This is a genomic window from Stenotrophomonas sp. SPM (assembly GCF_003105135.1).
In the GTDB taxonomy this organism is placed as follows: Bacteria; Pseudomonadota; Gammaproteobacteria; order Xanthomonadales; family Xanthomonadaceae; genus Stenotrophomonas.
The window spans coordinates 113,462-139,336 of sequence record NZ_QETL01000001.1 but is presented as its reverse complement, the minus strand read 5'-3'; the positions used below and the strand labels follow the sequence as shown (position 1 = coordinate 139,336).

The 25,875-nt window shown below is 66.0% G+C and carries 20 protein-coding genes and 1 pseudogene; 11 read left to right on the top strand and 10 right to left on the bottom strand.

Annotated features, from left to right (window positions below; genetic code table 11):
* Positions 1-3 precede the first annotated feature (3 nt).
* The gene (locus tag DCO49_RS00570) at positions 4-1,845 is read right to left on the bottom strand and encodes a glycoside hydrolase family 15 protein (protein ID WP_116862310.1); all 1,842 of its coding nucleotides are present in this window, start codon (positions 1,843-1,845) and stop codon (positions 4-6) included.
* Positions 1,846-2,018: 173 nt separating this feature from the next.
* On the opposite strand from DCO49_RS00570, the gene DCO49_RS00565 reads away from it, so the two are divergent.
* The 4 genes and pseudogenes from DCO49_RS00565 to DCO49_RS00550 all read left to right on the top strand — a co-directional run bounded on the left by DCO49_RS00565 (position 2,019) and on the right by DCO49_RS00550 (position 6,272).
* Positions 2,019-3,410, top strand: coding sequence for an alpha/beta hydrolase (locus tag DCO49_RS00565; RefSeq protein WP_243402599.1), 1,392 nt, complete (start codon positions 2,019-2,021; stop codon positions 3,408-3,410).
* Positions 3,404-4,936 (top strand): annotated as a pseudogene (locus DCO49_RS00560) (GMC family oxidoreductase); the annotation flags it as partial. The gene DCO49_RS00565 and the pseudogene DCO49_RS00560, both read left to right, overlap by 7 nt.
* A gap of 50 nt (positions 4,937-4,986) precedes the next feature.
* Positions 4,987-5,790: an SDR family oxidoreductase gene (locus DCO49_RS00555; RefSeq protein ID WP_116862308.1), complete on the top strand. Its 804-nt coding sequence runs from the start codon at positions 4,987-4,989 to the stop codon at positions 5,788-5,790.
* Between the two features lie 59 nt (positions 5,791-5,849).
* Entirely contained in the window at positions 5,850-6,272 is a 423-nt protein-coding gene (locus DCO49_RS00550; protein WP_133249371.1) for a hypothetical protein, read from the top strand.
* Between the two features lie 11 nt (positions 6,273-6,283).
* Here DCO49_RS00550 and DCO49_RS00545 read toward each other — a convergent pair whose 3' ends face one another.
* From DCO49_RS00545 to DCO49_RS00535, 3 genes are all read right to left on the bottom strand, one after another.
* The gene (locus tag DCO49_RS00545; protein WP_116862306.1) at positions 6,284-7,531 is read right to left on the bottom strand and encodes an arsenic transporter; all 1,248 of its coding nucleotides are present in this window, start codon (positions 7,529-7,531) and stop codon (positions 6,284-6,286) included.
* A 14-nt stretch (positions 7,532-7,545) separates the two neighbouring features.
* The gene (locus DCO49_RS00540; protein ID WP_207776442.1) at positions 7,546-8,781 is read right to left on the bottom strand and encodes an MFS transporter; all 1,236 of its coding nucleotides are present in this window, start codon (positions 8,779-8,781) and stop codon (positions 7,546-7,548) included.
* A 73-nt stretch (positions 8,782-8,854) separates the two neighbouring features.
* Positions 8,855-9,772: a LysR family transcriptional regulator gene (locus DCO49_RS00535; protein ID WP_243402598.1), complete on the bottom strand. Its 918-nt coding sequence runs from the start codon at positions 9,770-9,772 to the stop codon at positions 8,855-8,857.
* Between the two features lie 96 nt (positions 9,773-9,868).
* Between DCO49_RS00535 and DCO49_RS00530 the strand changes: the two genes are divergently transcribed.
* Together DCO49_RS00530 and DCO49_RS00525 are read left to right on the top strand one after the other, a co-directional pair.
* A complete protein-coding gene (locus DCO49_RS00530; protein WP_116862305.1) occupies positions 9,869-10,615 on the top strand; it encodes an SDR family oxidoreductase in 747 nt (248 codons plus the stop codon).
* Positions 10,616-10,649: 34 nt separating this feature from the next.
* A complete protein-coding gene (locus DCO49_RS00525) occupies positions 10,650-12,071 on the top strand; it encodes an MFS transporter (RefSeq protein ID WP_116862304.1) in 1,422 nt (473 codons plus the stop codon).
* A gap of 48 nt (positions 12,072-12,119) precedes the next feature.
* Here the strand turns inward: DCO49_RS00525 and DCO49_RS00520 are convergent, their stop codons facing one another.
* Both DCO49_RS00520 and DCO49_RS00515 read right to left on the bottom strand, forming a co-directional pair.
* Positions 12,120-13,460 (bottom strand): DUF2254 domain-containing protein, encoded by a 1,341-nt coding sequence (locus DCO49_RS00520; RefSeq protein WP_243402597.1) that lies wholly within the window; start codon positions 13,458-13,460, stop codon positions 12,120-12,122.
* A 76-nt stretch (positions 13,461-13,536) separates the two neighbouring features.
* Entirely contained in the window at positions 13,537-14,301 is a 765-nt protein-coding gene (locus DCO49_RS00515) for an EAL domain-containing protein (RefSeq protein ID WP_116862302.1), read from the bottom strand.
* Between the two features lie 168 nt (positions 14,302-14,469).
* Here DCO49_RS00515 and DCO49_RS00510 point away from each other — a divergent pair, with 168 nt between their 5' ends.
* Positions 14,470-16,383 carry a M61 family metallopeptidase gene (locus DCO49_RS00510; RefSeq protein WP_116862301.1) on the top strand — a complete coding sequence of 638 codons (1,914 nt, stop codon included), beginning with the start codon at positions 14,470-14,472 and terminating at the stop codon, positions 16,381-16,383.
* Between the two features lie 94 nt (positions 16,384-16,477).
* Here the strand turns inward: DCO49_RS00510 and DCO49_RS00505 are convergent, their stop codons facing one another.
* Positions 16,478-18,013, bottom strand: coding sequence for a cryptochrome/photolyase family protein (locus DCO49_RS00505; RefSeq protein WP_243402596.1), 1,536 nt, complete (start codon positions 18,011-18,013; stop codon positions 16,478-16,480).
* Positions 18,014-18,169: 156 nt separating this feature from the next.
* On the opposite strand from DCO49_RS00505, the gene DCO49_RS00500 reads away from it, so the two are divergent.
* Positions 18,170-18,340, top strand: a complete 171-nt coding sequence (locus DCO49_RS00500; protein ID WP_116862299.1) for a DUF2256 domain-containing protein — start codon at positions 18,170-18,172, stop codon at positions 18,338-18,340.
* A 183-nt stretch (positions 18,341-18,523) separates the two neighbouring features.
* Positions 18,524-19,510: a hypothetical protein gene (locus DCO49_RS00495; RefSeq protein ID WP_243402595.1), complete on the top strand. Its 987-nt coding sequence runs from the start codon at positions 18,524-18,526 to the stop codon at positions 19,508-19,510.
* Between the two features lie 46 nt (positions 19,511-19,556).
* On the opposite strand, the gene DCO49_RS00490 is transcribed toward DCO49_RS00495, so the two are convergent.
* From DCO49_RS00490 to DCO49_RS00480, 3 genes are read right to left on the bottom strand one after another with little or no spacing between them, the layout of a single operon-like run.
* Positions 19,557-20,945, bottom strand: a complete 1,389-nt coding sequence (locus DCO49_RS00490) for a c-type cytochrome (RefSeq protein WP_116862298.1) — start codon at positions 20,943-20,945, stop codon at positions 19,557-19,559.
* A 10-nt stretch (positions 20,946-20,955) separates the two neighbouring features.
* Complete coding sequence (locus DCO49_RS00485; protein ID WP_116862297.1) at positions 20,956-22,731, bottom strand: GMC family oxidoreductase; 1,776 nt, start codon at positions 22,729-22,731, stop codon at positions 20,956-20,958.
* A 5-nt stretch (positions 22,732-22,736) separates the two neighbouring features.
* The gene (locus DCO49_RS00480; RefSeq protein WP_116862296.1) at positions 22,737-23,465 is read right to left on the bottom strand and encodes a gluconate 2-dehydrogenase subunit 3 family protein; all 729 of its coding nucleotides are present in this window, start codon (positions 23,463-23,465) and stop codon (positions 22,737-22,739) included.
* A gap of 154 nt (positions 23,466-23,619) precedes the next feature.
* Here DCO49_RS00480 and DCO49_RS00475 point away from each other — a divergent pair, with 154 nt between their 5' ends.
* Together DCO49_RS00475 and DCO49_RS00465 are read left to right on the top strand one after the other, a co-directional pair.
* Positions 23,620-24,549, top strand: a complete 930-nt coding sequence (locus tag DCO49_RS00475) for a LysR family transcriptional regulator (protein ID WP_116862295.1) — start codon at positions 23,620-23,622, stop codon at positions 24,547-24,549.
* Positions 24,550-25,118: 569 nt separating this feature from the next.
* Complete coding sequence (locus DCO49_RS00465) at positions 25,119-25,742, top strand: hypothetical protein (RefSeq protein ID WP_243402594.1); 624 nt, start codon at positions 25,119-25,121, stop codon at positions 25,740-25,742.
* Positions 25,743-25,875 lie beyond the last annotated feature (133 nt).

The following is a 25,875-nucleotide window of genomic DNA, read 5'->3' as shown; positions in this document are numbered from 1 at the left end:
CGCTCAGGGGCAGCGCTGGGAGTCTGCAACAGTGGCCATGGCCATCACCTGGGCCAGGTGGCTCAGGCCTTGCGGGGTGTTGCCGAGGTAGTGGCCGGTGTCCGGGTCCACCATTTCGCTGAGCACGCCCTGGCAGCGGCCAAGTGCGCCGTTCAGGGCATCCACGCGGGCGCGGGCGTCATCGACGAAGCCCAGGCGCGCATAGGCCTCAGCCATCCAGTAGGAGCAGGCGATAAAACAACCTTCCTCTTCGGGCATGCCCGAGTAGCGGTAGTGGAAATCCGACTGGCCCAGCTCGCGGTCGATGGCGCGCAGGGTGGCCAGCAGGCGGTCCCGGCCGTCGAAGCGGAAGCGCACCGCCAGCGCCACCGATGCATCCAGCTTGCCGCTGCCGGGGTACATCTCGAACGCCTGCAGGGCATCGGACCAGCAATGGGTCTCGATCCAGTCACTGATGCGGTCGCGCTCGCGCTGCCAGCGGTCACGGCACGTGGTCGGCAGCTGGCCCTGGTCGGCCAGCTCGACCGCCCGCGCCAGCGCCTGCCAGCAGCTGATCTTGGACATCGTGTAATGCTCCAGCTCAGGCAGTTCCCATATACCGGAATCCTTCGCGCGCCAGTGGTCCGCGCACAGGTCGGCAATGCGGGAAAGCAGCTCTGCGCTGGCCCCATCCAGAATGTTGCCGGCCGCCACGAAACAGAACGCGGTCTCGAAGATGTCACCGTAGATGCCATGCTGGTGCTGGTCGCCGGCAAGATTGCCTTTCACCACCGGCTGCGTATCGCGGTAACCGCGCATGGACAGTTCCTGCACCGGCTCCACCATCTCGCCATCCAGAGTGAATACCACCCTCGGCCCATGGCGTCGCAGCTGACGCAGCAGCCAGGTGAATGCCGCTTTGGATTCCGCCTCCAGACCCGCGGCCAGAAACGCCTGGATCGTGTAACCCGCGTCGCGCACCCACGCGTAGCGGTAGTCGAAATTCTTGTCGCCGCCAATGCGCTCGGGCAGGGAGGTCGTGGCAGCAGCGGCAATGGCGCCAGAGGGCGAGTACAGCAGCAGCTTGAGGGCCAGCGTGCTGCGCACGAAGGTGGCTCGGTCCCAGCCGTTGTAGGACACGTTTCGTGCCCATGCCTTCCATTCCCGATCGGTCAGATCGATGCGGCCGTCCACTTCCTCCACCGACGGTGCCACCAGCGGCTCGTCCTCGCCGACCACCAGCGCGACAGTCACGCGCTCGCCGGCACTGACCGCACATTCGCCACGTGCGCCCTCGTCGGTCCAGTGGAGTTGCAGCGCCGGATGATGGATCACTACGCCCAGCAGCCGCTGCACATGGAACACCGTGTGCTCGCCGATGGAGGAACAATAGGGGCTGGCCGACTGCGCACGGGTGCTGGGGTACATGTGCACCGCAAAGCGCACTTCACCCTCCAGGCCCTCGATGCGGCGCGCCAGCTCGCACCACGGCAGCCGACCGGCGTTGCCGCTGTTCAATGACTCCGTCAACGACGCGCGGCCGGATGCCGTCGTAAACACGGTTTCCAGCACGTTGCTTTCATCGCGATAGCGGCGCTCGACCGTGCAGGGCTCGGTGGGAGCAATGGTGAAGTAGCCGCCGTTGCCGCCGTCCAACAGGCGATCAAACAGCGGCGGGCTGTCCATGTTGGGCGCGCACCACCAGTCGATGGACCCGTCGCAGCCGGTCAGGGCAACAGAGCGACCTTCGCCCAGCGCCGAGTACTGTTCGATGGGCAGCGCACCGTCGCGCCTGCGCCCACTCGCGACGGGCGACTCACCGATCTTCCTTCTATCGAGGGCTCTCGCTTCCGGAAACGTCGACATCAACGCCCCCTCCGACAAGCGTTCAAAGCTGCCGGAACAGCAGTAGGGGTGCACATGATGAACATCCAGACGTGGGGTGCATCGAACCTAGAGAGCCGCGCGCGCAGACAGGGTGAGGCAGTGTTCAACGCCGTGTGATCATTGCGCGGCGTTGACACCTGCATGCACGCCCCATGGACACGCGGACGACCATGCTCGCGCCGCTACACGCTGAGGTCTACATGCAACGTCCTGTCCTTTTTCTGCTGCACAGCCTGGGCGCAAGCCATCAGGAATGGAGCGCCGTGCGCCGCGCCCTCGGCGATCGATTCGACTGCGTTGCTCTGGACATTCCTGGCTTTGGCGGCACACTCGCTGGCAACGCGACCGACATTGATGCCCTCGTGGACTGGTTCCAGCAGGAAGTCACCGCGCGTGCGCCCACCTGCTGGTTTGTCGTTGGCCACAGCATGGGCGGCAAGATCGCAACGCTGCTCGCCGCCCGCAGCCGCGACGGTGTGCAGGGCCTGGCAGGCCTGGCCGGCGTGGTGCTGGTGGCGGCATCGCCCCCATGCCCCGAGCCCATGGAAGAGGCACGCCGCGAGGAGATGCTCGGCTGGTTCGCCGAAGGCGGCCCGTTACGCGCCGATGCTGAGGCATTCATCGACGCCAACGCGCATCGACCGCTGCAGGGTACCACCCGCGAAGCCGCCATCCTCGACGTGCGGCGCACCGACCCCATCGCCTGGCGTGCCTGGCTGAAGCAGGGCAGCTGCGAGCATCGCCAGGAAGAGGCAGCCCACCTGCACGTGCCGGCGCTGATACTGGCCGGCGCGGAGGATGGTGACCTGGGTGAAGCCGCCCAGCGTGCGCTGAACGCGCCGCATTATGTGCACGCGAGCGTCGAGATCGTGCCGGATGCTGCGCACCTGATTCCCATCGAACAGCCGCAGTGGCTGGCCCAGCGCATTGCCGCGTGGGCGCTGCCGCTGGCGGCACGTGCACTGCCGCCAGCCTTCGTCCAGCTGCTGGACGAAGAACGGGTTGCGCCGCGCATGCGGGCCCGCCTGCTGGCCCGACATGCCGCGCCGCTGCCGCTTCCCGAGTCCGCGCTGCCCGCACGGCACCTGGCCGTGCTCTCTGCCTTGGCGTCATGCCTGGTACCCGGCGCAGATGCCGAGGAACTTGCACTGCGCGTCGGCCACGCACTGGTGAACCATGAGAGCGACGGCTGGCGTTTTGCCGACCTGCCAACGGATGCGGACGCATGGGCGCGGGCGCTGGATCAGCTGGATATAGCTGCCAATGGATTCAGCACGCTTGCTCCCGCGGCACGGCACACACTGCTTGAGCAGGTGCAACGGCAGAGCGCCGCTGTGCCGCCTGGCGCCGTGCTGGACCCCGCGCAGTGGGCACACTGGTTTGAGGATGCGCGGGCATTGTTTGCCAGGACGTGGATGAGTCTTCCGTCGACGTGGGCTGCCGTCGGCTATGACGGCTTTGCTGTTGGCGGCAAGGGCGCGCACAGCCCCGGCTATGAGCACGCCCAGGCCGGGGTCATCGACGGGTGGCAGCTGCCATGCTGAATCGAACCCACCGCAACGACGGCAAGGCTGAATCGTTCGATGCCGTCATCATCGGCAGCGGCGCTGGCGGCGCCCCGCTGGCGGCCCGTCTGGCCGAGGCCGGCGTGTCAGTGCTGGTGCTTGAGGCGGGTCGAACCTTCAGACCCGACGACCACCTCGCCGACGAACTGGCCACCGACATCTACTGGATGGAAGAGCGTCTCAGTGGAGGCCAGACCCCTACCGCTTTCGGGGCAAACAATTCCGGGCAGGGCGTAGGTGGATCCACCCTGCACTGGGGCGCGTTCTGCCCGCGGCCGGACCCGCGGGATCTGTGCCTGCGATCCCTGGCAGGGCAAGGAGCCGACTGGCCCATCGCAGCGGCAGAACTGCAGACGTATGTGCAGCGCGTCGAGACCTTCATCGGCGTATCAGGCCCTGCGCACTACCCGTGGGACCCGGCGCGTCAGTACGGCTATACGCCCGTGCTGCGAAATGCTTCGGCCCAGGCCATGCAGCGCGGTTGCGACGCGCTGGGCATCATCGCAACCGATGCGCCCGCCGCGCTGGTCAGCCAGGCCCGCCAGCAGGCGCACTGGGGCGTGCGCCACGCCTGCAATAACTGTGGTGCCTGCCACCAGGGCTGCAGCAATGGTGCCAAGGCCAGCATGGATACCTCTTGGCTGCCGTGGGCAACGGCGCACGGCGCGGCCATCCGCGACCAAAGCCGGGTGGTGGACCTGGAGCGCGACGCCCAAGGCCGTATCAGCGCAGTGGTTTACCAACGCGACCATCGCCTGCACCGGGTCAACTGCTCTGCGGCGTTTCTGTGCGCGGGCGGCGTGGAAACGCCACGCCTCCTGCTCAACCTGGGGCTGGCCAACAGCAGCGGCCAGGTCGGTCGCAACTTCATGGCCCACGTGGCCACCCAGGTGTGGGGCTTCTTCGAAGCCGACATGTGCATGAACCGAGGCTACCCGTCTTCGCTGATCACAGAGGATTTCGTGCGCCCGCACGACGCTTCGTTCGCCGGCGGCTACCTGGTGCAGAGTCTGGGCGTGCAGCCGGCCACACTGGCCAACACCCTCGCCCGGGGTGCTGGCCTATGGGGCCAGCCACTGGTGCATGCACTGTCCTCCTACCGGCACCTGGCCGGCATCGGCATCAATGGCGAGTGCCTGCCGCAGGAGGGGAACCAGCTGACCCTCAGCGATGAACGTGATGCCTTCGGCATGCGCCGCGCGCGGGTGGACTTCAGCTATGGCCCCAACGAAAAGGCACTGGACGCGCACGCCCAGGCCGCGCTGACCCGCATCTGGGAAGCCGCAGGTGCCACAGGCATCTTCACCGCCGCGCGCTCGGCCCACACCCTGGGCACCTGCCGCATGGGCGACTCGCCCGACACCGCTGTGGTGGACGCCGACGGGCGCAGCTTCGACATCCCCAATCTCTTCATCTGCGACAACTCCGTCTTCCCCAGTGCGCTGGCCGCCAATCCGGCGCTGACCCAGATGGCACTGGGCCTGCGCACCGCCGAGCGGTTCCTGCAGACGCTGCCAACGCGCAGCACCACTTTCTCCCCAACAAAGGACACATCATGGATCTCGGAATAGAAGGGCGCATCGCGCTGGTCAGTGGCGCCGATTCGGGCATGGGCAAACAGACCGCACGCGAGCTGCTGCAGGCTGGGGCACGTGTAGCCATCACCGACGTACCCGACGGCACCCTCGATGAGGCCCTGCAGGAGCTGGCGCCGCTGGGCGAAGTCATCGCCGTCGCCGGTGATGTCACCGATGCCAAGGATGTGGAGCGCATCTGGGCCTCGGTGCGCAGTGAACTCGGTGACCCCGACATCTACGTCAACGCCGCCGGCGTCACCGGCGCCACCGGCGATTTCCTGGATGTCGACGATAACGGCTGGCTGCGTACGCTGGATATCAACCTGATGGGTGCAGTGCGCATGTGCCGCCAGGCCATCCCCGCAATGCGCGCCAAGGGCTGGGGTCGCATCGTGCTGTTCGCCTCGGAAGATGCCGTGCAGCCGTATACCGACGAGCTGCCTTACTGCGCCTCGAAGGCGGGCGTACTGAGCCTGGCCAAGGGCCTGTCCAAGCAGTACGGCAAGGACAACGTCATGATCAATACCGTGTCTCCGGCCTTCATCCATACGCCGATGACCGACGCGATGATGCACAAGCGCGCCAAGGAAAAGGGCATGTCGTTCGAGGAGGCCATCCGCACCTTCCTGGACGAAGAGCGTCCCGGCATGGTGCTCAAGCGCCGCGGCCGGCCCGAAGAGGTCGCCGCCGCCGTCCTGCTGCTGTGCTCCGAACGCGCCAGCTTCATCAACGGCGCCAACATCCGCGTAGACTCGGGCTCGGTCTTCACCCTGGCCGGGTAAACTCTGTCTCCGGCCCAGGTAGTGCCGGCCGCTGGCCGGCACCCCACCCAAAATTCATGATGCCCACCATCGCCAAAGCTGTTGACTGGAAAAACAGGCCGCTCCCCACCCGCCATATCGTACTGATGCTCGACTTCCACCTCGATGCGGCGGAGTCGGCCAGCGTTCGCCATGGGCTCCTGCCCCTGGAAATGGAGGACAAGTGGTTCCTCTACTGCGAGGGAACTACGCTCTACATGCACCGGAGCTGGACCGGTGTCTGCATTGCCCGGGTTCACTTCGTGTCCGAGGGCGACGGACTGCATGCCGTCAGCGCCGAGATCAATCGCGACCCTGAGCAGTATGCGGGTACCGACGATGCCGCGGATATCGCCCTGATCGAGCGCATGGTGCGTGGGATGGGGGCTTCACAGCGTTACGTCGAGCAGCGGCAGGCCGGTCGCCATGGCTGGCTGACCATTACCCCGACAACGTCGCGCTGAATCACCCGCGGTCACAACAGCAGCAACGCACCGATCAGGGCGGGGGGCATCACCAGGATGCCCACACGCAGGAAATCCAGGGCGCCCACGTGCTCGCCCTCACGTCGCAGCGCAACCAGCCACAGCAGGGTGGCAAGGGAGCCGGTCACGGACAGGTTGGGCCCCAGGTCCACGCCGACCAGCAATGCGGCATGCACCTGCGCAGGCAGATCCACCGCCTGCGCCACGGACCCGGCCGCCAGGCCTACCGGCAGATTATTGGCCACGTTGCTGAGCAGCGCGGCGGCAACGCCTGCAACCCAGCCGGCCTGGCTGGTCGAGCTGCGCGCCAGGGTCTCCAGTGCATCCGCCGCCTGCTGGATCACCCCGGTCTGCGCCACCGCCTCCACCAGCACGAAAAGACCCGCCACCAGCGGCAGCACGCTCCACGACACATGGCGCAGCAGCGGCAGGGGGCTGCGCCGTTGCGCCAGGGCTACGACGGCCACGCTCAGCAGCCCGGCACAGAATGTCATCAGCCCCAGACGTCCATTCAGCGCGGAGGTGACCACCAGCACCGTCCCGGTAAACACCACACCCGCCGCTGCCAGCTGGCCCCCGCGCGAAAGCGGCTGCTGCGCTGGCGAAACCGAAATCGGCTGGGCGATCTCGCGCCGGTACAGCACCCTCAGCACGGCATACGTGGCGGCGATGGCGGCCAGCGAAGGGGGCCCGAACTGTTTCAACCATTCCAGCAGGGGCGGCATATGTGCGCCAAATACCACCAGATTGGCAGGGTTGGAAATGGGCAGCACAAAACTGGCGGCATTGGCGATGAATGCACAGACGAACAGATAGGGCAGGGGCGTGACCCCGGCCACCCGGCATGCCGCGTACACCGCAGGAGTAAGCACCACCGCCGTGGCATCGTTGGACAGAAGGATTGTCACGACCGTGCCGACCAGGAACACCAGATCGAACAGGCGCCGCCCCGAGCCGGCCGCATGCTGCACCGCATACAGCGCCAACCAGTCGAACACCCCTTCGCGCCGTGCCAGCTCGGCCAGCAGCATCATGCCCACCAGGAACAGGTAGACATCCTGGCCCTCGGCCACCGCACCCACGAAGGTGGCGACCGGCAGGGACCCGGTCAGCGGCAGCAACAGCGCGGCGGCCACAGCCCAGACGTATTCGGGAATGCGCAACGGGCGGAACAACAGGCCGGCAATGGTCACTGCCACGGCGGCCCAGATGATGATCGACGAAGCTTCAGCGTGCATGTACTAACCAGACCTCATAAGCGTTCAATTCCCGGCGCACTCCGTGTCTCCGGTACCTTCAGCGCCAGCAGCAATGCCGCTGTGGCGATCACCGCCAGCACCAGGAAAGCGGCATCATAGCCTTCGCGCTGCACGATGAACCCCGCCAGAGCCGGGCTCAGTGCACCGCCTACCCCGAATGCCGTGGTGACCGCGCCCAAGGTGACGTTGAAACGCCCGGTCCCCTCGCTCAGGTCGCTCACCATGACGGGTATGAGCGCACCAAAGATGCCCGCGCCGACGCCATCCAGCAGCTGCACGCCCAGCAGCCAGGCCGGGGCATCGGACAGAGGGTAGAGCGCAGCACGGATCGGCAGGATCAGAAAACCCGCCAGCAGCAGCGGTCGTCGGCCCCAGCGATCAGCACGCGCGCCCACCAGCCACGCCACCGGAATCATCACCAGCTGTGCGGCAACAATACAGCCGGCGGTCAGCGTGGTCGCCAGGGCAGGGCTGCTCATCGCCAGTTTCTGCCCGACCAGCGGCAGCATCGCCGCGTTGGCGAGATGGAACAGGCAGCTGCACGCGGCCAGCAGCAGCAACCGACGATCCCGCAACAGCAGCCGCGCGGGGGAGGGAGCGTGTGCCTGCCTTGGCTCGTCAGCCAGGCCGCGCGCCCGCGCATCGTCGACGGCCGCTCCCGGAATCGCAGCCGTGGCGGCCACGCTTGCCAGTGTCATCACTGCCATCAGGTAGAACACCACCGTCGGCCCCCACAGGTAGGCCAGGCCACCGGCCAGCAGGGCCGCCACCACGTTCCCGGCATGGTTGAAGGTCTCGTTGCGCCCCATGCGCCGCGCAAACGCGCGCGGCCCGCTGACGCCCAGCGAAATGGCCGCAATGGCCGGTGCAATCACCGAGGCCGCCACGGCACTCAACGCCTGGGTAGACGCCACCACCGCGAAGCTCTTCGTCCACGGCAGCAGCAGACACGTAGCGGTCACCAGGACGGCAGCGATGGCCAATGTCATCCGCTTGGCGTGGAGCCGGTCCATCAAGGCCCCGGCAGGCGTCTGGGTCATCAGCCCGATGACGGCCGACACCGTCATGACCGCACCGATGCTGGCCGGCTGCCAATCGTGTACCGACAGCAGATAGATGGCCAGATAGGGGCCCAGCCCATCGCGCACGTCTGCCAGGAAGAAATTCAGGCCATCCAGGCCGCGTTCTGCGCGCCGGCGCGCAGGGGCATCGGGGGTGGGGTCGATCACGGGGCTGCTGGAAGGGGAAGGCCGGCAGTGTTATGCGCGCCTCGCCGTGATGGCGATGTGGCGTCGCGACGCATCAGTCAGCGCCTGAAGGCCGCCTCGCCACCACGCACGCGTTCGGCAGCAACCTCTCGGCGATCTCCAGCAGTGCCCGCAACCGATCCATCTGGCGCAGATCCTGGTGGTAGCCCACCCAGATGTCACGCCCAGGTGGCTGCCCGAAGCCGTCAATGCGGTGCAACCCGCCTATCTGCTCACCCAGCGGCCGTGGCAAAACCGCAACACCAAGACCGCGGGCGCACATCTGCGCCTGGACGCTGCGGCTGGTACTGGTGAACGCCGGTTTCGACTGCGGGAAGGTCTCGATCAGCCAAGTCACGTCGGGGAAGTGGGCCTGCGCCGAGTTCATCAGGATGAGCCGTGCCGCACGCGGATCCTCTGCCACCACGCGCACCGTCGCCTCTGATCCATACAGCCCATAAGGCATGGTCATCAGCCGGCGCTGGACGATATCCGGTTCACTGAACGGCACGATGCGAAACGCAACATCCGCTTCGCGGCGGGACAGATCGAGCAGCCGGTAGCTGGCGATGACTTCCGGCACCACGCCCGGGTGGCGCTGCGCCAGCTCGGCCAGGCTGGGCGCCAGCACATAGGCGGCAAACCAGTCGGCCGAAGAGATCCGCAGGGTTCCCTCCAGCCGCTCCTGGCGTCCCGCCAGGCGCCTCTCCATTGCAAGTGCGGACGCCTCCATCGACTCCGCCAGTGCAAGCACTGCATCGCCAGAGTCGGTTAGGACCAAGCCGTCCTTCGTCCTGCGGAACAGAGGCTGCTCGGCCTCGTCTTCCAGCACCTTGACCCGCCGGCCCACCGTGGGGTGACTGACGCCAAGGCTGCGGGCGGCCTCCCCGAGGGAGCGGCTGCGGACCACTGCCAGAAAAACGCGGATGTCACTCCATTCCACGGCCAGGCCCACCCGTTCAAAAATGAACATGAACTATGCAGCAGTGTCACCGCCCAAACAATCCTGCAAGGCCCACCATGCACTCCCCGCCCCATACCGGGGCAGCAGGAACCGGAATGCCACGCAATGGGCACACTGAACGGAAAAGTCGCACTGGTCACCGGCGCTACAAAGGGCATCGGCGCAGGCATTGCCCGTCGCCTGGCCAGCGATGGCGCACGCGTCGTGGTCAACTACGCCTCCGCGGAAGATGCGGCCACGGCCCTTGTTGCGGACATCGAGGCCGGCGGCGGATCTGCAGCCGCGGTTCGCGCCGACGTCCGCAACAAGAACGACGTGGATGCGCTGGTTGCGGCGGCGCTTGACCGCTTCGGCAGGCTGGACATCGTGGTCAACAACGCCGGCATGTACCGGTTTGCCAAGATCGAGCACACCACCGAGGAACTGTATCGTCAGCAGTTCGACCTCAACGTGCTGGGCACGCTGCTGGTGACCGGGGCCACCGTACCGTTCCTTGGCGAGGGCAGCAGCATCATCAATATCGGCTCTGTGGTCACCCGCGTGCTGCCGGCGGAAAGCGCCATCTATACCGGCACCAAGGGCGCCATCGATGCCATCACCGGCGTGTTGTCCCGCGAACTGGGCCCGCGCGGCATCCGCGTCAACTCGGTCAATCCCGGGCTGATCGAGACCCAGGGTACGCATGCCAATGGCGTGATGGGCTCGGACTTCCAGACCTGGAACGAGCAGCAGACACCGCTGGGCCGGATCGGCCAAGCGGTCGACATTGCCTCGATCGTTGCCTTCCTCGCGTCGGCGGACGCGGGCTGGGTGACGGGCGAAAACATTCTCGGCTCGGGTGGCATGCGCTGATACGCGCAGGTCTGAATGACCCAAGGAGAAATCGGTGAACGTGGATCAGACCCCAGGCGTGCATGACGCGCGCCGCTGGCCGGCCCTGGCGGTGCTGCTGACGGGCACGCTGTTGCCGCCGCTGGACTTCTTCATCGTCAACGTGGCGCTGCCTACCATCCGAGCCGATCTGCATGCATCGGCAGATGTCACCCAACTGGTCGTGTCGGTGTATGCCATGGCGTACGCCGTCACGCTCATCCTGGGTGGGCGCCTGGGTGACATCCATGGGCGTCGGCGCACCTTCGTCGGTGGCATGCTGGGGTTCGGGCTTGCGTCGGCCATCTGCGGGCTGGCTGACTCCGCCGCCATGCTGGTGGCCGGCAGGTTGTTGCAGGGTATTTCCGCGGCAGTCATGGCGCCGCAGTCACTCGCCTCCATCCACGCGTTGTTTCCCCCGGCAGAGAAGGGGCGCGCGCTGGGGCTGTATGGCGCCACCTTCGGTATCGCTTCGGTTGGCGGGCAGTTGCTTGGCGGCTGGCTGGTCTCGGTGGATGTGCTGACCCTCGGCTGGCGCAGCGTTTTCCTCATCAATCTTCCGGTCATTGTGTTTTCCGCTCCCGCAGCCCTGCTGCTGGTTCGCGAAACGCGGGCAGGGCACGCGCGGACAATGGACTACCGGGGCGCCGTGCTGATGGCGCTGGCCGCACTCGCGCTGGTGGTCCCCCTCATCGAAGGCCGCGAGCGAGGCTGGCCATGGTGGAGCCTGGTTCTGCTGGCAGCCAGCCCGGCACTGGTCGCGACGTTCTGGCGGTACCAGAAACACCTGGAGCGCATGGGCGCATCACCGCTGGTGCCACCGTCTGCCCTCACCATCGCCTCGGGCCTGCCACGCGGACTGCTTGCCGCTGTGTGCTTCTATGCATTGGCCGCGTTCTTTCTGACGTTCGCGGTGTACCAGCAAGCCGGCCTGCATCGCGACGCGCTTTCCGCAGGCCTGGCCATCCTGCCGCTGGGCATCGGACAACTGCTTGGTCCGAGCTGTGGAATTCGCCTGTCGCGCTGGTTGGGTGTGCGGGTTGCGGCCTTCGGCATGGGCGTGGAAGCGCTGGCCCTGCTGGCCGTTGCCGGCCTCGCTGTCTACGGCAAGCCCGGCTGGCTCGTCGGGCCGCTGCTTCTGCTGGGCATCGGGCAGGGCATTGCCTTGCCGGCGCTGGTGCGCCTCAATATTGACCGGGTGGAACCGCGCTGGGCAGGCCTGGCCGCCGGTGCGATCACCGCGGCCATGCAGATGGGTGCCGCGCTTTCCGTCGCACTGGTGGGCGGGGTTTTTTTCGCATTGGCACCGGATGGGGCAGGGTCCGGCGAAATCAGCATTGCCTTTGCGGTGGCCTGCGTGATGATCGCCATCGCAATGGCTGCCGCCGCGTATCTCAGCCTTGCGCGCCCACGACCGGCCTCTGTCGGCCTGGCTTAGAGCCCGGAGCGCCGGCCTCCGCCCGCGGCCGGTGCGCACCTGCAACAATCATCGACCTGCCGCTGTGGGTGCGTTTGGCTGAGGCGTTGGAACCACCGCTGACGCCAGCAGCGCCTCACGGTCGGGCTCGAAGGTCAGCCGCTCCAGCGCACGGGCCATTGCCCGTTGGGCATGCCTGCGCGCCTCGCGGGCGATGTCCGGATCGAGCGCCAGCTGCAGCGCGGCAAAGCCCTTCTGCAGCCGGATGTTGACCTCCAATGAGCCTGCGGCGTCGCGGGCAATGGGGGTGAAGACATCATCGAACAGGTCGCTGGCCTGCAAGGGGGCGACGTGTACGTGCGGGTATCGCACCTCAGCGTGGGTAGCGTCCTGGCGCAGCTCGGCCCAGCGGTGCAGCAGCCGCACGCACGTGCCTATCACATCGATGCAGGTGCCGGGATCGTTGATGGATGCGGACATTGCGCGCTGCCCCACTTCCGAGAGGATGACCAGGCCATAGCGCGGATCATCGTCGATGGCCCGCGCATCGCTGCAGCTCAACGTCGCCAGCAGCAAGCCGCGCGTTTCCTCGCTGACCTCACCCTCGACCTCCATCAGCGGACGGTCCGGCGAGGCAAAGGTACCGACCTGGCAGAGCAGATGGATGCGCAGGGTCTTCTCCATGGCCAGGGCCTCCAGCCGCGCCATGTCGATATGCTCCACATAGGCGATGCGCTGGTCCGAGAGCCGCATCGCGGTGGCACTGGCGGGCTGGGGTGGCGCACCGCCCAGCAGTGGGTCGGCTGCGCGGCGCTTCATTGCGGCCAGCGTTGCACGTTCCACAAGATCGATGGTCTCCCCCAGTCGGCCGAACCGCGAGAACTGTTCGATGGCACGCAGCAGCGTGATGGTGATGATCACAATGACGCCTACCGTCGCACCGAACAGCACGAGCCGACCGCTGTCCCCATACAGGCCTGTGCTGAGCGCGATCAGCCCAACGATGGAGAACAGGAAAGCACCGATGAAGGTCGCCAGCGCGCCCTGCGCCCGGCTGTCCTCGATCAGCAGGCGCGCAGCCCGGGGCGTCGCACTATTGGAGGCCGAGCCGTACGCCGAAACCATGGTCGACAGCGAGAACGTCGTAACTGTCAGCATGGACGCGGCCAGGATGCCAAGGATGTTCCCGACCGAATCAGCACCGATGCGCGTGGCCAGTCCGGCCGGAATGAGGAACTTCAGGAACGCGCCCGCCAGGGCAGTGGCCACGCCCATGGCACCATAGAGCGTTGAGCGGAACCACATCCGCCGCGTCATCCGGCCCAGATAGAGTTTCCATAGGGTCAGCATCGTGCAGGCTCCGCAGATCGGCCATGTTCCGGTGAAGAGTACCCAGTAGATCCACGCCATGCGTGGATGAGCCAACCGACAGCAGAAAAGCGCACAGCGAAAATGCCGTTACGCAGCCGGGCCCCGCCGAGAGCACTCAGCAGGGCCATGGAACCCCGGCCTCCGACGTGATGTCTTCAAACAAGGGCAGCCCAAACCAATACCCCTGCATCAACCGGATACCCAGATCGGACAGGCAGCGTGCCTCGTCAGCCAACTCAATGCCCTCGGCAATGACCTCGATGCCGAGCTCTCCACACATCCCGACCACGCCGGCCACGATGGCCCGACGCGACGGACTCTGGTGGATGCCGCGCACCAGCGCCATGTCCAGCTTGACGATATCCGGCTGGAAGTCGGCCAGCAGGTTGAGCCCGGCAAAACCGGCGCCGAAATCATCAATCGCCGTTTTGAAGCCGATGCGCTTGTACTCCGTCAGAATTTCCGCCAGCCACTTGCCGTCGTTGATTTCCTCGCCTTCCACCGTCTCGAAGATGATGCGCTCGATCGGGAAGCCGTGGCGCCGCGCCGCTTCCAGCGTGGAGCGGATGCACACCTCGGGCCGGTAGATCGCGTTGGGCAGGAAGTTGATCGAGAGAAGGGACTGCATCTGCAACAAGGCCGCGGTCCGGATTGCCTTCTCCCGGCACGCCTGGTCGAACGCGTACTGGTGTTCCGTACCCACCTGCGACAGCACCGAATGGGCCGACCCGCCGTCGGGGCCGCGCACCAGTGCCTCGTGCGCGAAGATCGTGCGCGAACGGATATCCACGATCGGCTGGAACGCATAGCTGAAATCGAATCCAAGCGCAGGGGCGTCCCGGCACAGGGCGCACCCGGCTCGCTTGTCGAGGGTGGGCATGGAATGCTCTCTGGACGGCAGGGAGGGCAGTGTAGCCACTGCGCCGACAAGGCCAGGTGCAGGTACGCCGTGGCCACGTCATGGGCCGGATTACTTTGGGCAGGCGCGATCCTGGCGGCGCACCGCCATTGTCTGCGGCAAAGAGTCGCCAGTCGCCCCAGGAATCACATGAAACCGTCGTTGTCACCCGCTGTGCTTGTTGCCCTCGCGCTTGCAGGCGTCTGCAGCCCTGCCTTTGCACGTTCCGATGCGGGGCCGCGGTACGTGGCTTCGCCCGTACGGGTGCCGCAGCCGGTCGATCAGGCATTTTCCGGCGTCATCGAGATCGAGGTCGACGCCACGGATGTGCAGCGCAGGCTGTTCACGGTGCGCCAGCGCATCCCGGTTGCCGGGGCGGGCCAGATGACGCTGCTGTATCCGCGCTGGGAGGCGGCCAGCCATGGGCCGAGCCTGACGGTCACCGATCTGGCCGGGCTGCAGATAACGGCGGCGGGCAAGCGGCTGGCATGGCAGCGGGACGGGTACGAACCACACGCTTTCCATGTGCAGGTTCCCGCAGGGACGCTGGCGATCGACGTCACGTTCCAGATGGTCAACGCGGGCAACCTGCTGACGCCGGACATCGTCAGCGTGCCGTGGCAGCGCCTGGTGGTGTATCCCGCCGGATGGTACGCGCGCAACATCCCCATGGCGGCGACCCTCACACTGCCCGCCGGGATGCGTGCCTTCACCTCGTTGGTGCCGGAGCGCAGCCAGGCGACGCCCCTGGCCTTCCGGACGACATCGCTGGAGGCGCTGCTCGACTCGCCCGTGCTGGCGGGGCGGCATGCTGCACGGGTGCCGTTGGACGGCGACGGCATGCCGCCCGTATCGCTCGACATCGTCGCGCTGCGTCCCGGCGATCTGGAGGTGCCGTCTGCGCGCGTGGCCGAACTGCGCAGGCTGGTCGCGCAGATGCGGTATGTTTTCGGCCCCGCGCCGTTTCACCGCTACGAGATCCTGGCCCGGCTCAGTGACGAGGGATCGACCGGTGGCACCGAACACCGTGCTTCGAGCGAAAACGAGCTGTCGTCGTCCCACTTCCAAGCGTGGGACGATCAGATCCTGTTCCGCGATCTGATCGCGCATGAGGTCATCCATGCCTGGAACGGCTTCCACCGAACGCCGGCCGATCTCTGGGCGCCCACCCCGAACGTCCCGGTGTCCGGCAGCCTGCTGTGGATGTACGAAGGGCAGACCGAATTCTGGGGGCGGGTGCTGGCTACCCGTGCGGGGCAGTTCAGTCCCGCCGAGCTGCGCGACCGCCTTGCCATCGAGGCAGCGGAGATTGCCAATCGGCCTGGTCGCGCATGGCGCCCGCTGTCCGACGACGTCAACTATCCGGCTTTCATGCTGCGGCAGGCGGTGCCGTGGCGGGACTGGCAGCGGCGGCGGGATTATTATTCCGAAGGGGTCATGCTCTGGCTGGCGGTGGATGCCCGGCTGCGCGAGCTGACCCATGACCGCCGCAGCATCGATGATTTCGCCGCACGGTTTTTCGCTGGCGCCACGCCGGACGGTCCGACGCGCACCTACACTTTCGAAGATGTGTGCAGCGCCTTGAATGCGGTGGCGCCTGCCGACTGGCCAGGGATACTGCGCAGCTGGCTGGACGCGGACGATGAACTGGACACGCAGCAAGGCCTGAACCGAATGGGCTGGAAGCTGGTGTACACGGAGACGCCGACGGCAGCCTTCACCGCGAGCGAAGACGAGGCCGGCGTGTCCGATCTGAGCTACTCCATCGGCATCGCCGCGCGCGACAACGGCGTGATCCGCAGCGTGGTGTGGAACGGCCCCGCATTCCGCGCCCGCCTGCGCGCCGGTACGCGCATCGTCAAGGTCAACGGGGAGCCTTATACCGCTGCCGGCCTGCTGGCGGCAGCCCGGCGCTCGGCGCAGCACCCGGTAGCGCTGGAGATCGAGCAGGACCAGCAGTCATCCAATGTTGTGCTGGATTACCGCGGTCCGCTGCGCTATCCGAGGCTTGTGCGCCAGGCTGATCAGCCCGATCGCCTGTCCAGGCTGCTGGCGCCCCGCTGAGGGGCAGGGTGGGACGGAGGGGGATACTCGGTCCGACGCCCACGCGCCTTGGAGTGTGGGCGCTGGACTGCACTGGCTGCGTCGCGCAGAACGGCTACAGCGCGTCAAGGTTGCGCCGCAGTGCGTCAGCCTGCTGGGCCAGTGCGTCGCGGCGGCTGGCCGGCATCCGCGCCAGCTGCCGGTAGGGCATCTCCAGGCGAGGGTTGCCGCTCAGTGCCGCCGAGTTGCGGGACAGGAAATCCCAGTAGAGCGCATTGAATGGGCAGGCCCTGGGGCCAGTGGGCTGGTTCTGGCGATACGGGCATCGCCCGCAATGGTCTCCCATGCGATGCAGGTAGGCCGCGGCGGAGATGTAGGGCTTGGTCGCCAGCAGGCCACCATCGGCGAACTGGCTCATGCCCACCGTATTGGGCAGCTCCACCCACTCAAACGCGTCGATGTAGATGCCCAGGTACCAATGGTGCAGGGCATGTGGGTCCAGGCCGGCGAGCAGGGCGAAGTTGCCGATCACCATCAGTCGCTCGATGTGATGGGCATGCGCATTGGCAAGGGAGCGACCGATGGCAGCGCGGACGCAGGCCATGCGCGTGTTGCCGGTCCAGAACCACTCCGGCAACGGACGGTCATGGCCGAAGGCATTGCTGCGCTCGTAGCCTGGCATCTGCGCCCAGTACACGCCCCGGACATACTCGCGCCACCCCAGGATCTGGCGGATGTAACCCTCTACCGACGCGATGGGCGCACGGCCTTCGCGCCCCGCCAGCTCCACCCGGACAATCACTTCCCAAGGCGAAAGCATCTTTACGTTCAAGGCAAACGACAGCAGCGAATGGAACAGGCGCGACGCCTGCGCACTGATTGCATCCTGGTAGTCGCCAAAATGCGGCAGGCCATGTTCGATGAAGGCGTCGAGCTGCTGCAGAGCTTCGGTGCGATCCAGCGGCCAACGCAGGGCATCTGCATTGGGATCGCCAAAGCTGGCCACGCCGGCATCGCGGATCGTCTGCCACAGATCGGATTGGTCATGGCAGGGCCGCAGGTCCGGCGGCTCGGCTGGGTCGCCCGGCCAGGGCCTGCGGTTCTCGGCATCGAAGTTCCAGCGGCCGCCCCCGGGCCCGCCATCGGGCTCGATCAGCACGCCATGGCGCTGCCGCATGTGGCGATAGAACACCTCCATCGTCCAGCGCTCGCCACCTCGGTTGCCGAAAAACTGCGCCACTTCGTCGCGCGTGGTCAGGAAGTGCTCGCTGTCCACGCAACGCACTGCGATGGCCTGCTGCGCTGCGTAATCGCGCAGCTGCTGATCCAGTCGCCATTCGTCTGGCGCCTGGTATTCCAACTGACTGGCCCCGTGCTGGTGCAGCAACCAGGTCAGGTTGGCGGGCAATGATTGCTGGTTGGCGGGGTCATCGATGGCCAGGTACCAGACCCGGTGCCCCGCCTCACGCAACTGCTCGGCGAAGCGGCGCATCGCAGCGAAGATGGCCAGGATCTTCTGTGCGTGATGCATCACATAATCCGTCTCCTGGCGGATCTCCATCAGCACATACACCACCTCATCCGATCGCTCGGCAAACCACGCGTGGGCGGCATTGAGCTGGTCACCCAGCACCAGGCGCAGGCGGGTCACGGGGCGCTCCCGAGCGGACGAGGTGGCATCGGTTGGGAAGGCGAGGGCAGGGACATCGGATTCATGGTGGAAGGGGCGTTGACTACGTGAACGTCTACGCGGCAAAGATCGCTCTGGATGCATCCGATTCCGTCCTCGCCGCGTAGGCGAGGGACTATGGCAAAAATGAAGAAGCGAGCAGACCTGCCGCAGAAGATCTGCGCGACCTGTGGCCGGCCATTTTCCTGGCGCCGCAAATGGGCGCGGGATTGGGAGAGCGTGCGCTACTGCTCGGACCGCTGCCGTGACCAGCGTGGGCGGCCGGGCCCTGGCCCGACCCTGGCGTAAGACGCGACCTTCATCGCTAAAGCAGCAGAATGGTGTGCTTTCCCCGCAGAGTAGGGAGGCGGTAGCGCCATAGTGAAAGCCCTTTCTTTTATTGCCGCCAGCGTGCTGGCAGGTATCGCATTTCAGACCAGTGCATCAGGGCGCGGCCCGGATGCAGCGCCCTATTTCGAGCCCGGTGGTGCTGTGCGATTCAACTATGGCTGGCTCGATTACGCGCCCACCAGCCGCCTGCAGCTGGAACTGCTGCGTGCAGACCTCGACGCCGGGGCAGGCCCCTTTTCATTCTCCGCCCAGTACCGCTGGTACGACGGCTTCCACGCCGTGCACCACGTCTATGCCGGCTGGCAGTTCTCCGAGCAGACCCAGTTGAAGGCCGGGATCCAGCAGGTGCCGTTCGGGCTGCTGCCTACGGTCTCGCAGAGTTTCTGGTTTGGTTCTGGCTATTACCTGGGCATCGAGGATGACTACGACCCCGGCCTGGTGCTGGTCCACAACAGTGGTGATACCACTTGGCACTTCGGCTGGTTCTCCGGCGACGAATACGGCTCCGGTGCCCGCTATGACCGCTACTCGTTCGATGTGGCGCAGACCGATGCGCTGCCGTACCGCGAGCGGCAGCTGTTGCATGCACGGGTAGAGCAGGCGCATGCCTGGGCAGGTGGCGAGCTGCTGCTGGGCGCATCGGCCTTTGCGGGAAAGGTGCAGAACACGCAGACGCGCCGCCATCATGGCCACCAGGGCGCAGCACTGCACGCACAGTGGAAGCGCGATGGCTGGACGACGCAGCTGCAGTGGGCGCGCTATCGCTACGACGTCCCCGGTGAGCGCATCGCCATGTCCGCTTTCCAGGCGCCGTTCGAGATTGCGGCGCAGGCCGATGTGCCGAGCGCGAATGTCGCCTACTCGTTTGCGCGAAAGGGCAGGCTCGATGACCTGACCTGCTACAACAACCTCAGCATGGCGCGGCCGGTGGGGCATGGCGCCGGCATCCGCGACTCATGGCAGAACGTCACCGGCTGCAGCCTGCAGAAGGGCATCATGACCACCTACGTCGACTGGATTGCAGGCCGCGACATGTGGTTTGCCGGTGGCGAAGGCATCGGCATCGATGATGGCGGACCCTCGCGGTGGCGCTCCCGGTTGAACGTCAACATCGGCTTCTACTTCTGAGGCGCGCCGGGGCTGATCCCGGCGCGCCACACCTCTGGCGCTCTGCTTACCTGGCAGGCGCCTCATCGTCAGAAGCATCGGTTGGATCGTGCGCGGCCGCAGCGTGTTTCTGCTCCTTCTGCAGCTGCGCCCGCACCTTCCTGGCCAGGCCCGCATCCACTGCAGACGCCGTGTTGCCAAACTCCTGGCGGATGAAGGTCGCCAGCTGGGCGATTTCCTCATCGCTCAGGCGCTCGGCAAAGCCCGGCATGCCCAGGTTGGAGGGGCGTTTGTCCGTGGAGGGCAACGCACTGCCGTGCATCAGCAGGCGCACAACCGATGTAGGGTCGTCCGCCAGCACGGTCGGGTTGCCCGCAATGGCCGGGAACACGTTCCTGTAACCCAGGGCGTCGGTCCGGTGGCAGGCTGCGCAGTTGTCCACGAACAGCTCGGCGCCGCGGCTGTCGTTGATGCCGGCCTGCAGCTTGCGCGCGGTGGCATCGCTGGCAGCAAACGAAGAGGGGTCATGACCGCTGCCCGGCAACTGTTTCAGGTACACGGCCATCGCCCGCAGATCTTCCTCGGTCAGCTTCTGCGTGCTGTGCACCACCACGTCGGACATCGGCGTGCCAACCACGGTGCTGTGGGCATTGCGGCCGGTCTGCAATGTGTCCACGATGTCCTGCTCGCTCCAGCGGCCCAGGCCATCGGCGGGGTTGCCACGCAGGTTCACCGCATTCCAGCCGTCGATGATCTGGCCGCCGCTCAGGTACTCAGCGCCGGATTCGTCCAGTGCCTTTTCCTGCAGCGCAAACCCGCGCGGCGTATGGCAGCTGCCGCAATGGCCCAAGCCCTGCACCAGGTAGGCGCCCCGTGCCAGCTGTGCGTCGCCGTAGCGGCCGGCATCGAAGGCCACCGCATCCGCCTCCGGCGCGAAAGTCTTGCGCCAGATGGCCAGCGGCCAGCGCATCGACAGCGGCCAGGTAATCTCAACCGGCTTGTTGGCTTCCTTGACCGGCTCGATATCGCCATGCAAAAAGTACGCGTGCAGCGCCCGCACATCCTCGTCGGTGATGCGCGCATACGAGGGGTAGGGCATGGCCGGGTATAGCGTGCGGCCATCGGGTGCGATGCCATGCCGCACCGCGCGGTCAAAGTCATCCAGCGAATAGCCACCAATGCCGGTGTCCTTGTCCGGGGTGATGTTGGTGCTGTAGATGTTGCCCAGCGGCGAGGCCACCGGCAGCCCGCCGGCAAACGGCTTTCCGCCCGGCCGGGTGTGGCAGGCGGTGCAGTCGCCCGCCGCCGCCAGGTAGCGGCCGCGTTCAATCAGGGCAGCATCCGGCGCAGGGCCCTGCGTCAGTACACGGGTCTTGGTTGGCACGAACGCGCAGACGAGGGCCGCCAGCAACATGACCAGGCCAACCACCGCGATCCAGAGGAACAGCTTCTTCATGGTCGCGTCCTCAAGCCTGCACCAGCGGGCCCGGGTCGGGTAGGTACTTTTCGCGGATGGCCGTGGCCGCCCAGTAGGCCAGGCCACCCACCAGGCCGGTGGGGTTGTAGCCGTTGTTCTGCGGGAAGGCGTTGGCGCCGATCACGAAAACGTTGGAGACATCCCAGCTCTGCAGGTAGCGGTTGAGCGCGGAGGTCTTCGGGTCTGCACCCATGATCGCGCCGCCACAGGTATGCGTGCTCTGGTACTTGGTGATGTTGTAGCGTTCGCCGACCTTCTTGGCATCGCCGCTCATCGAAAGCGGGTCCAGCACCTTGCTCATCTGCATGGCCTTGTCCACGAAGAACTGCGAGGCCTTGATCTCGTTCGGGTGCCAGTCAAAGGTCATGCGCAGCAGCGGTCGGCCGAAGGCATCCTTGTAAGTTGGGTCCAGGCTCAGGTAGTGCTGCCGGTAGGACATGCATGCCCCCTGCACCTCGTAGTAGAAGTTGTGGCGGAAGTTGTCCGCCGCCGCCTTCTTCCACTTGGCGCCCCAGGCCGGCGTACCGCTGGGTACGTTGATGCCGCGCACTGGGCCCGCGCCGGGCTGCCGCGCCCACACCAGACCGCCGCCCACGAAGCCTGCCTTCGCGTTGTCCAGCTGGTTGCCGTTGAGATCGTCCATGGTGGTGCCGGCGCCGCCAATGCCGATGAAGCCATTGGCCTGCACCGTCTCGTCGAAGAACAGCACCACCCGGTTGAGGTTCTGGTAGGAATAGTTGCGACCCACCGTGCCGGTATTGCTTTCCGGGTCGTACGGCTGGCCTATACCGGACAGCAGCATCAGGTGCACGTTGTAAAGCTGGAACGCGCACAGCAGCACCATGTCGGCCGGCTGTTCCACCTCGCGGCCCTGCGCATCCAGGTATGTCACGCCCGTGGCCTTGCTGCGGCTGCCATCCAGGTTCACCTTCAGCACCTGCGAATGGGTGCGCAGCTCGAACTTGGGTCGCTGGCGCAGCACGGGCAGGATGCAGGCATTCGGGCTGGCCTTGGAGTAATTCAGGCAGCCGTAGTCACTGCAGAAACCGCAGGCGTTGCACGGCCCCAGCTGGCAGCCATACGGGTTCACATACGGGCCGGACGCGTTCGAGGCCGGGATGGGGTAGGGGTGCCAGCCCATTTCCTTGGCCGCCTTGTAGAACAGCTCGCCGCCCAGGTAGTTGGGGTTGGGGCCCAGCGGGTATTCGGCCGAGCGCGAGCCCTCGAACGGGTTGCCACCCTGCTGCACCACGCCGTCGATGACACCGGCCTTGCCGGAGGTGCCGCACACCAGCTCGAACATGTGCAGGTGCGGCTCCAGCTCGGCATAGGTCACCGGGAAATCCTGGATGGTCATGTCGGCCGGTATGAAGGCCTTGCCATAACGCTCTTCCACGTTGCTGCGCAGCTTCATGTCTTCCGGAAGAGGCCGGAAATGCGCGCCTGACCAGTGGCTGCCCGCACCGCCCACGCCGGTACCCGGCTTGAAGGAGCCCATCTGCCGGTAGGGCACGGCCGTATCGGAAGTCTTGTGGCGGATGGTCACCGTTTCCTGCGACAGGCTCTGCAGATAACGCCGGTGTACCGAACCCTCCAGTTCGTCCACCACGTTGGGGTAGGCAAAATCAGGCTGGGTATCGCGGTCGCCGCCGCGTTCCAGCGCCACCACGTGCAGGCCCGCATCGGTCAGTTCCTTGGCCAGGATCGCGCCTGTCCAGCCCATGCCGACGATGACCGCGTCGACCTTCGGTTTCACAAGTGCCATGTGCTTCAGCCTCTCCGTCCAGCCAGATCCACGGGCGGCAAGGGGTAGGCCTTGTCCCGTATACCAATCCAATCCAGGTAATCGGCGCGCATGCCGGGGTAGCCGATCATCTTCCAGGCCCCCATGTCCTTGTTCGCGCCGTACTTGGGGTCGGCGAAGTAGCCGTTCTTCACCTCACCCAGCAGATTTGAGAAGAACAGCTTGCTGGAAATGCCTTCCAGTTCGAGCTTGCCGCCCTCGGCCGCCTTTAGCAGGGTTTCCTGCTCGGCGTGGTCCAGCTGGGCAAAGGTCCTGCCCTGATGCTGCTGGCGGCACTGCGCATCAAATGCAGCAATGCCCACGCGCAGAATGTCACGCAGCACCAGCTTGCCCTGGTAGCCAAATTCGCTGGGCGCTTCCAGGAAGGGGCCCTGCATGTACCAGATATCCCCGGCGGCGTAGGGCGTCTGCATGTGGCGGTCGAGGAACTCGGGCACGCCCGATTCCACCGCGCCGGGCCCCACCTCGTCCGAGGGAATCAGCCGGTCGCAGGCCGCCACCACGAAGGACCACTCGGCCGCCGTGAAGAACTGCGGGGCATACGGCGTGCTTGCATCGGCGCGGGGCGCGGCCTCGCCGGGGGCAGCACCCGGGGCGCAGCCCGGCAGCGCTGCGGCAACGGGGATAAGGGTCAGACCCTGGAAAAAGCGACGGCGGGTGAGCGCCGGCAGCGGCTTGTCGGAGTTGTCGTTCATGGTCTGGCTACCTGCAGGGTGGCTGTTGTGAAGCATCGCGCGCGAGCTGTCGCGAGCGCGTGCGCATTCACGATCAACCCATTGTGTGGATGCAGCAGACTTTCCGTAATGGCAATATGGGAAATGAACTGTTGCCCCAACGGAAAGAAGTGCCGTGATCGATGACCTCCACGAGCTGCGTACCTTCGAGCGCATCGTTCACGGCGGCAGCCTTTCTGCCGCTGCGCGCGACCTGGGGGTATCCCTCGCGGTGGTGAGCAAGCGGCTGACCTCGCTGGAGCGCAGGCTGAAAGTGCGGCTGCTCCACCGCAGTACGCGGCGCGCCTCGTTGACCGATGAGGGGCAACTCTTCCGGGTGCATTGCCAGAACGTGCTGGATGCCGTGGACGCCGCAGAAGCTGCCTTGGAGCAGCGCCAGGATGTGGTGGCCGGCGTGCTGCGGCTGACCGCGCCCAACGGGTTTGGCCGCCGCCACGTGGTGCCGGCGGTGCGCAGCTTCCAGAAGGCCCATCCGGGGGTGCGGGTACACCTTTCACTGCGCGATGAAGTGGTGGACCTGGTGGGCGAGGGCATCGAACTGGCCCTGCGCTACGGCGCGCTGGACGATTCGCGCCTGGTGGCGCGGCAACTGGCTCCCAACCGGCGGGTGCTGTGCGCATCCCCCGAGTATCTGCAGCGGCGGGGCATGCCGCGCCGCATCGCCGATCTGCAGGGCCACGACTGCATCGCCAGCGGCAGCCCGCCGGTCAGCCATTGGCGCTTCCTGGAAGGCAGCCGGACCATTACTGCACCGGTCAACGCCACGACCCTGTGCGATGACGGCGAAGTGGCGCAGTTGATGGCCGTGCAGGGCGCCGGCATTGCGCGAAAATCCATCTGGGATGTGGCAGAAGATCTGCAGGCTGGCCGGCTGGTGGAGGTACTGCCCGACCACGCATTGGCGACCTCACCGCTGAGTGCCGTGCATGGGCCCGGCAAGCAGTTGGCGCCTCGGGTGCGCGTGTTCCTCGACCACCTGCAGTGCCACCTGCAGAGCACCATCGCCTGGCGCTATGCAACCGATCCGAACATACCACCCGATTAATCCGGAACCGCCCGCGAACCGTAGAGTCGAGCCTGCTCGGCTGCTTTTCTCTCGCAGCCCCCGCGTGGGGCGCCGCACCCGAATGCTGGTATTGGCTTGGCCCGTGATGTATCCGCTGGCAGGAGCCAGATCCCTCAAGAAGGCCACGGATAGCCATGAGCCGTTTTATCCTCCTGAGCGCAGCAGCCGCTTCGCCAAAGTAAGCCTCGACATGAACGGCGATGGATTGAAGGACGAAGCAGCGCTGGTCATCGACCGCGCCAGGCACCACTCAGGACTGCGGGTCTGCTTTGCAAAGAAGGAGCCCACATTGCCGCCCAACTGCCACATTCTTGTCGATGATGACCTTGAAGATTCCTATGACGATATGGGGCTTGTTGTGTGCCCCCCGGGCTGTCACCTCTACAACACAAGGTGGCGGACGATGCGTGGCTCGAAATCCGGTGTGCAATCCGACCGGCAGGCGCAAGGCCTCCACGCACCGCCCGGCATGGCCGGCCGACGGATTGCCAGCCGGACTCGCGGGCTGGGGATCGGCTCTGGCCACATTTGGACTGGTTCAAGGCGCCTTGTACCTGAAGGCCTTTTGGGGGTACTTCGGCCTGGACCCGTTCCAGTTTGTCGCGGTAGGGGAACTGGCCCTGGCTGGGTTGGCCGCTATGGCTTTTGTGCTGTTTCTCTTGGCGGTTGGGATGCTGCTCGCCAGCTGGATCGAAGCACGGCTGACGGGCCAGACCGCAAAGGGCGGGGCCCGCGCATGGGTAGTTCCGATAGTCTTCTTCGGCACGCTTGCTGGCCTCATCTGGTGGGCAGAGGCATGGGTCGCGCTTATTGGGATGATCTTGACCCTTTGCTGCGCACTGGCGGTCCAGTTTTCGCCTGTGGTACCCCGTGCCATCAAGGACTCGCCGTGGATGATCCACTCGCTGTTATTGCTGGTCTACGTGTCGGTTGTTTCAAGCTGGCTCGGCGAGAAGCGGGCGGCGGACAGCACTACAGGGGACCAACCCTACACCTCCATCCTCCGCACTGAAGCCGGCACGCGTGGCGACCTGGTCTTGTCAGGGCGCCTTGGTGATACGTATGGTTTGTGGGACCACGCGAAAAAGACGACAACGCTTCTCCCGGCCAGCGACATTACATCGCTCGAAATTGCGCGTAAGGCTACAAGCGTGGTCCCGGGCACGAAGTAGCCGTTTTGACTGCGCCTGCCCGGTTCGGGAAGCTTGGTGTGGCCGCCGCAAGCAATTTTCGTATGCGGCAGAGGGCGCGTTATCAGGGGTAGGGTAGATGTCCGCTCCTGGCCGATAGGGGACATCGGGGTTA